Here is a 5,732-nt window from a genome sequence, read left to right as displayed (position 1 = left end):
CAGTCCTCACGCTCCGTGAATCAGCGGGGCTAACCTGCGAGAGCTTCACCGAGGCGTACTTGTCCCAGGAGGACTGGATCGACTTTTTCCGTCAGGCGAGGTTCACTCGTGACGGCAAGCGTGCCGACCGACCGGAAGCTCCAGTGGTCCTCGTGCGAGGCGGGGCAGCCCCGGATCGTATGTAGTGGCCTACGACCCCCTCGGTGGCCCTGAGCTTCGCTGAGCGCAACGGAGGTCGCCTGTGGGCCACCGAGGCGATCATGGCGATCAGAGGGCCAGGGTCCCACCCTGCGCCTCGATGGGCCTCCGGGCCCCCGAACCCCAGGCGACCCCGGGGGGGGGGGGGACGCCAGCGGAGCGCCTGGAGGGTCCAGACCAGTCTCGGTGGGACAAGTACGAGCGCCGGATCGGCAAGCCCCTGGAGCACATGACCCCCAAGGAGCTCGTCGTCTACATGGAGACCTTTCACCGGGAGACCAACGACATCAGCAAGCACTCCGGTCCCGCAGGCGTAACCACGATGAAGAAGTTCCAGGAGGACTACGGTTCCACCCACACGGCTGAGCTGTTCCGCTACCTCTTCGAGGACGACGGCGTCTGGGAGATCAGCTCCGGGAACAAGGAGCCCGTCACCCATATCCACTTTTCCGAGAACTTGCGCTGGTGGATCGAGAAGGTCGACGGCGAGCGCCAGCTCAAGACCAAGAGCAAGCGCGACTTCGATAGCAAGTACACCTTCGCGACGAGTCTTACCCCCGACGACGACCTCGTCTTCGCGACGGAGCTGTGACTCCCAGACCAGGCCCCCGTCCCAGTGGCGGGGGCTTTGTCGTACCTATAAGCCACGATAGAACCACGGGGCCCGGTAACGACCCCAAAAACATTATCTGACCTGAGGCTACTCCGCCCCTCTGCGGAAGTGGAGGGCATCCCGGTCCCACGCGAGTTCGTTTAGGAGTACGCCGACGTCCACCGTCGCTGAGAGCAAGGAGAACCCAATGACTAAGCCACCCGAGCACGACACGATCTGTCAGAGGTGTGGGACTCACGTACCGGCTGGCACCCCTCAGCATCAGATCCTGGGTGCCGGTCCGACGTGTGAACCCTGCGGAAAGAGGGCTCAGGAGAGCTTCTTCCGATGGAAGCGCACCGTCGTGGAGAGCAACCGGAGACGGCGGGAGAAGGAGTACCAGGAGAGGGAAGCGTTCACCTCGGAAGGCGGCGCTCTCGGGCCAGCCTACGAGTGTGCCCGGTGCGGCGAGGACTACTTCATCGACCGCCCCCACTTCTCGTCGAACGTAACGACCCGACATCTCTGCGATGTGTGCGAGCACATAGACGAGACCGCCCGCCTGTACGAGTGGAACCTGAGGGGAAAGCACGGGCAGACGAGCACGCAACTCCGCGGAGGCCGAGGGGCGCGGGCGGAATATCCGAAGCCGCGACGAGCATCGAGCTGAGCTGCCCAGTCATTCCCGCTATGACACGGTAGTGACACAAGCCCTAAACCAGATCTCGAAAACACCATCTGACCAGCGCATTCTCTGGGCTGTTGCGGAAGTGGAGGGATTTGAACCCCCGGTGCTGTTTAGGCACGCTCGCTTTCAAGGCGAGTGCATTCGGCCGCTCTGCCACACTTCCCCGCCGCCACCTGCGATCACGCGCGTCGCGCAACCGCACGGTTCCACGTGGAACACACGCGGCGACGTTGCCATCGTAGTGGACCCCGCCCCGCTCCCACAGCCCGGCCGTGTCTGTTCCGTGTCTGTCGCGTACCTGTCGAGTGTCTGCCGGTGACAGGCATCCCGACTACGGTCGAGGACATGAAGGCCATCGAGTACACCACCGGCCCCGACACCCTGCGGCTCACGGAGGTCCCCGACCCCACGCCCGCGCCCGGCGAGGTCGTCATCGACATCGCCGCCACGGCGGTCAACCGCGCCGATCTCCTGCAGACCAAGGGCCACTACCCGCCGCCGCCCGGGGCGTCGGAGATCCTCGGCCTGGAGTGTTCGGGTCGCATCTCGGCGATCGGCGAGGGCGTGCAGCACCTGACGATCGGTGACGAGGTCTGCGCGCTGCTCGCCGGCGGCGGGTACGCCGAGAAGGTCGCGGTCCCGGCCGCCCAGGTGATGCCGGTTCCCGCCGGCGTGAGTCTGCACGATGCGGCGTCGCTGCCGGAGGTGGCGTGCACGGTGTGGTCCAACCTGGCGATGACGGGCGGGCTCGGCCGCGGGACCCTCGCCGCGAACGCCCGCTGGGGCGAGACCGAACTCGGCGCCCCGCGAGTGCTCATCCACGGCGGCGCGGGCGGCATCGGCTCCCACGCGATCCAGGTCTGTCGCGCCCTCGGCGCCCGCGTGGCCACGACCGCCGGCGGCCAAGAGAAGGTCCAGATGTGCCGCGATCTTGGCGCTGACCTGGCCATCGATTATCGCGACGAGGACTTTGTCGAACGGGTACAAGACTGGGGCGACGACGACGAGGCCAGCAACCGCGCCCCCGGAGTCGACCTCATCCTGGACGTCATGGGCGCCAAATATCTGGAACGCAATCTTGCCGCCCTTGCCCCCGACGGTCGCCTCATCGTGATCGGGATGCAGGGCGGCGTGAAGGCCGAACTCAATCTCGGGCGGTTGCTGACCAAGCGCGCGGGTGTCGTGGCGACCAATCTCCGCGCCCGCCCGGTCGACGGCCCCGGCGGCAAGGCCGGCATCTGCCGGGAGGTCGTGGACACCGTGTGGCCGATGGTCGCCGCGGGCCAGGTGACCCCGCGGGTCTCGCGCGAGATCCCCCTGGAGCGGGCCTCCGAGGCACTCGCGCTGCTGGAATCCGGCGACACCCACGGCAAGCTCCTACTCACCGTCAGCTAGAACCCCCGCCTCGCCCCACGCCAGGGGCCCGCGCCATCCACCTCATCGCCAAGAGACTTCGGCACACGTTTCCCGAGAACGGGGTGTGCGAAACCCACTTATGAATGGGGCCAGGGGCCGAATCCACTGGCGGATGGGGCGCTACGGGCTGAGCCCGTCCAGCGCGCGGAGTGTCTCCTCGCACCAGGCCAGCCAGGACCGCTCGCCGTCGATGCCGAGTACCAGGACCCGGTGCTGGAGGACTCCGCGGACGTCGGCGGGGTCGACGGCCGCGAAGTCGCGCTGCTCGATGGCCAGATATTGCTCGAGCCGCTCATGCCGCAGCGTCCGGTGGTGCTCGAGTGCCCGACGGACCTCGTCGACCCGACCGGTGATCGCAGCCGCCCGCACCCGGACGGCGAGCGACGCGCGCAGCGCTTCGGGCTCATCGTCCTGGCCGATCCACTCCTCGAGCAGTGCCCGGCCGGCCTCCGTCACTGCGAACCGCCTGGGCTGGCCGCGCCGGGGCGGGCCTTCCTGGGGCAGCTCGCTGATGAGGTCGTCGGTGGCCAGGCGGTCGAGCTCGCGGTAGATCTGCTGGTGGGTGGCGGGCCAGAAGAATCCGATCGACTTGTCGAACCGTCTGGCCAGCTCGATCCCACTGCCCTCCCGCTCGGTGAGCGAGGTGAGGATCGCGAACTTCAGCGACACGACCCCGGCCTCAGTTGCCGGCGGTCGCTGACGTCGAACCGGCGGCGGCGGTCTCCCCGGCGGTGGGCGCCTCTGCAATGTTGGCGGTCTCCGCGGCGGTGGCCTGGGCCAACGAGTCGATGGCGGCGCGGTACTCGGTGCGCAGACGGTCGACGAGATCGGCCACGGGCCCGGTCGAGGTCACGCCACCAACGCCCTGGCCGGCGCCCCAGATGTCCTTCCACGCCTTGGACGCGGAGTCGCCGCCGGACCCGAAGTCCATTGCCGTCGGGTCAGACTCGGGCAGGTTGTCCGGATCCATCCCGGCGGCCTCGATGCTGCCGCGCAGGTAGTTGCCGTGGATGCCAGTGAAGAGGTTGCTGTAGATGATGTCGGCCGCGGTGCTGTCGACGATCATCTGCTTGTAGTCCTGCGGGGCGCGGGACTCCTCGGCGGCTAGGAAGGCCGAGCCGATGTAGGCCAGGTCTGCCCCGGCGGCGCGCGCGGCGAGGATCGACTGGCCGTGCGAGATGGCGCCGGAGAGCAGCAGCGGGCCGTCGAACCACTCGCGGATCTCGCGGACCAGTGCGAACGGCGACTGGGTGCCGGCATGACCACCGGCGCCAGCGGCCACGGCGATGAGCCCGTCCGCCCCCTTCTCGATCGCCTTGCGGGCGAACCTGTTGTTGATCACGTCGTGCAGCACGATCCCGCCGTACGAGTGGATCGCCTCGTTGACGTCCTCTCGCGCGCCGAGGGAGGTGATGACGATCGGCACCTGGTGCTCGACGACCGTGGCCAGATCCTCGGCGAGCCGATCGTTGGACTTGTGCACGATGAGGTTCACCGCGAACGGCGCCACGTACGCATCCGGATTGGCCTCGGCGAAGGCCGCGTTGCTCTGGACGATCTGGTCGATCCACTCCCCCAGCGCCGACTGCGGGCGCGCATTGAGCGAGGGGAACGCGCCGATCACGCCGGCCTGGCACTGCGCGGCCACGAGCTCGGGGCCCGAGTAGATGAACATCGGGGACGCGAGCACAGGAACGGTGAGCGGGCCGGACAGGATCGGGGGCAGGGACATCGGGGCACCTTTCTGACCTCGGGCGACGGTGTACGCCCTAGACCCGACGGTACGTCCCCGCTCCGCTTTATGCAACAAGTTGCACAAACAATTCTCGGTGGACTCGTCGCTACGATGCAGCACATGGTCAGAGCAGCCTGGTGGGTCCTCGCGGTGATCGCTCTCGCCTTCAGCCTCTGGTTCGCGGTCACGGGCACGATGGCCGACGTCGACCTGGGCTGCGCCAAGGTCGCCGAGGGTGGCGCCGCATTCGAGTGCGGCGACCGGATCACCGACGTCCTGGGCATATGGCCGCCGGTGTGGCTGGGAATCTCACTCGTGGCGCCGTCGGCGGTGGCCGCGGTGGCCGGGCGCGTGTGGGCCTCGGGCGCGGCGACCGTGGCGTTGATCGTCGCCGGAATCGTCGGACTAGCTAACTGGACCGGGTTCTGGGGCACGCTGCTCGTCGCGCTCCCCCTCGCCGCGCTCGGAGCCTTCGTGACCTTCATCCAGATCGCGCGGAAGCGGCGCCCGGAGCGGCATCCGGAGCGGCGCCGGGGTCAGGTACGCGGATAGAGGTCGTCCGCCAGCGCCTTCGCGGCCGAGACCAGCGCGTCGACGGCAGGCTCGGTAAAGCCGCCGCCCGCCGGAAACGGCGGGACCTCGGATCCGGACGCAACCGCGGCTGCGTGCACCGTGCCCCACGACGAACCCGCGGCGACCAACGAACCGTGCTTGATGTCGTAATAGTGCGATCCACTACCCAGCACCAGACCGGACGCTCCCCGGGCTGCCGCGAACAGGTGCGGATGAAACCGTGACGTCAGCCAGGCCTGCCCGGACCGCGCGGGCAGGCCCGTGTCCCACAAGTCCTTGAAGGGTACGAATCGCGCCCGCGAGAGATCGAGTTCCGCCAGTGCGCGGCCGACCGGGTCGACGGTGTTGTTGTCGTCGTCGTCAGATTCTTGATCTTTTCCACCGCCCGCGGCGAGGCCCGCGCCCTCGCTGGATCCCTCGGCGGCGGCGGTGTCGGCGGCGTCGGCGCGGGCGCAGACCAGGTCCCACACCACCCGGTCCCCGCCGGGGATCGACTCGACCACGGTGAGCCGGTCGCCCGGGACCTTCCA

6 protein-coding genes, 1 tRNA gene and 1 pseudogene are annotated in these 5,732 nt (G+C 68.3%); 4 read left to right on the top strand and 4 right to left on the bottom strand.

Going from position 1 to position 5,732, the window contains the following annotated elements; all coding sequences use genetic code 11:
* Positions 1 to 427 precede the first annotated feature (427 nt).
* Positions 428 to 790, top strand: a complete 363-nt coding sequence (locus tag G6016_RS15020) for a hypothetical protein (RefSeq protein ID WP_182633420.1) — start codon at positions 428 to 430, stop codon at positions 788 to 790.
* A 208-nt stretch (positions 791 to 998) separates the two neighbouring features.
* A complete protein-coding gene (locus tag G6016_RS15015) occupies positions 999 to 1,460 on the top strand; it encodes a hypothetical protein (RefSeq protein WP_182633419.1) in 462 nt (153 codons plus the stop codon).
* Between the two features lie 95 nt (positions 1,461 to 1,555).
* Here G6016_RS15015 and G6016_RS15010 read toward each other — a convergent pair.
* Positions 1,556 to 1,641, bottom strand: a tRNA-Ser gene (locus G6016_RS15010).
* Positions 1,642 to 1,823: 182 nt separating this feature from the next.
* Between G6016_RS15010 and G6016_RS15005 the strand changes: the two genes are divergently transcribed.
* Positions 1,824 to 2,873, top strand: a complete 1,050-nt coding sequence (locus G6016_RS15005; protein WP_182633418.1) for an NAD(P)H-quinone oxidoreductase — start codon at positions 1,824 to 1,826, stop codon at positions 2,871 to 2,873.
* A 141-nt stretch (positions 2,874 to 3,014) separates the two neighbouring features.
* Here G6016_RS15005 and G6016_RS15000 read toward each other — a convergent pair whose 3' ends face one another.
* Positions 3,015 to 3,563, bottom strand: coding sequence for a helix-turn-helix transcriptional regulator (locus tag G6016_RS15000; protein ID WP_182633417.1), 549 nt, complete (start codon positions 3,561 to 3,563; stop codon positions 3,015 to 3,017).
* 10 nt (positions 3,564 to 3,573) lie between these two features.
* Entirely contained in the window at positions 3,574 to 4,626 is a 1,053-nt protein-coding gene (locus G6016_RS14995) for an NAD(P)H-dependent flavin oxidoreductase (protein WP_182633416.1), read from the bottom strand.
* 123 nt (positions 4,627 to 4,749) lie between these two features.
* Here G6016_RS14995 and G6016_RS14990 point away from each other — a divergent pair, with 123 nt between their 5' ends.
* Positions 4,750 to 5,181, top strand: coding sequence for an ABC transporter permease (locus G6016_RS14990; protein WP_182633415.1), 432 nt, complete (start codon positions 4,750 to 4,752; stop codon positions 5,179 to 5,181).
* Here the strand turns inward: G6016_RS14990 and G6016_RS14985 are convergent.
* A pseudogene (locus G6016_RS14985) lies at positions 5,166 to 5,732 on the bottom strand (polysaccharide pyruvyl transferase family protein); the annotation flags it as partial. The gene G6016_RS14990 and the pseudogene G6016_RS14985 sit on opposite strands and share 16 nt — an antisense overlap.

It is taken from the genome of Dietzia aerolata, from assembly GCF_014144865.1.
Taxonomy (GTDB): domain Bacteria; phylum Actinomycetota; class Actinomycetes; order Mycobacteriales; family Mycobacteriaceae; genus Dietzia; species Dietzia aerolata.
Note: the sequence above shows the minus strand (reverse complement) of the source record. Positions and strands in the feature narration are given on the sequence as shown.

Bases quoted from the DNA above. Each gene is read 5' to 3' on its own strand.
- G6016_RS14995 (WP_182633416.1), bottom strand. From the start codon at position 4,626: ATGTCCCTGCCCCCGATCCTGTCCGGCCCGCTCACCGTTCCTGTGCTC.
- G6016_RS15005 (WP_182633418.1), top strand. From the start codon at position 1,824: ATGAAGGCCATCGAGTACACCACCGGCCCCGACACCCTGCGGCTCACG.
- G6016_RS14990 (WP_182633415.1), top strand. From the start codon at position 4,750: ATGGTCAGAGCAGCCTGGTGGGTCCTCGCGGTGATCGCTCTCGCCTTC.
- G6016_RS15020 (WP_182633420.1), top strand. From the start codon at position 428: ATGACCCCCAAGGAGCTCGTCGTCTACATGGAGACCTTTCACCGGGAG.
- G6016_RS15015 (WP_182633419.1), top strand. From the start codon at position 999: ATGACTAAGCCACCCGAGCACGACACGATCTGTCAGAGGTGTGGGACT.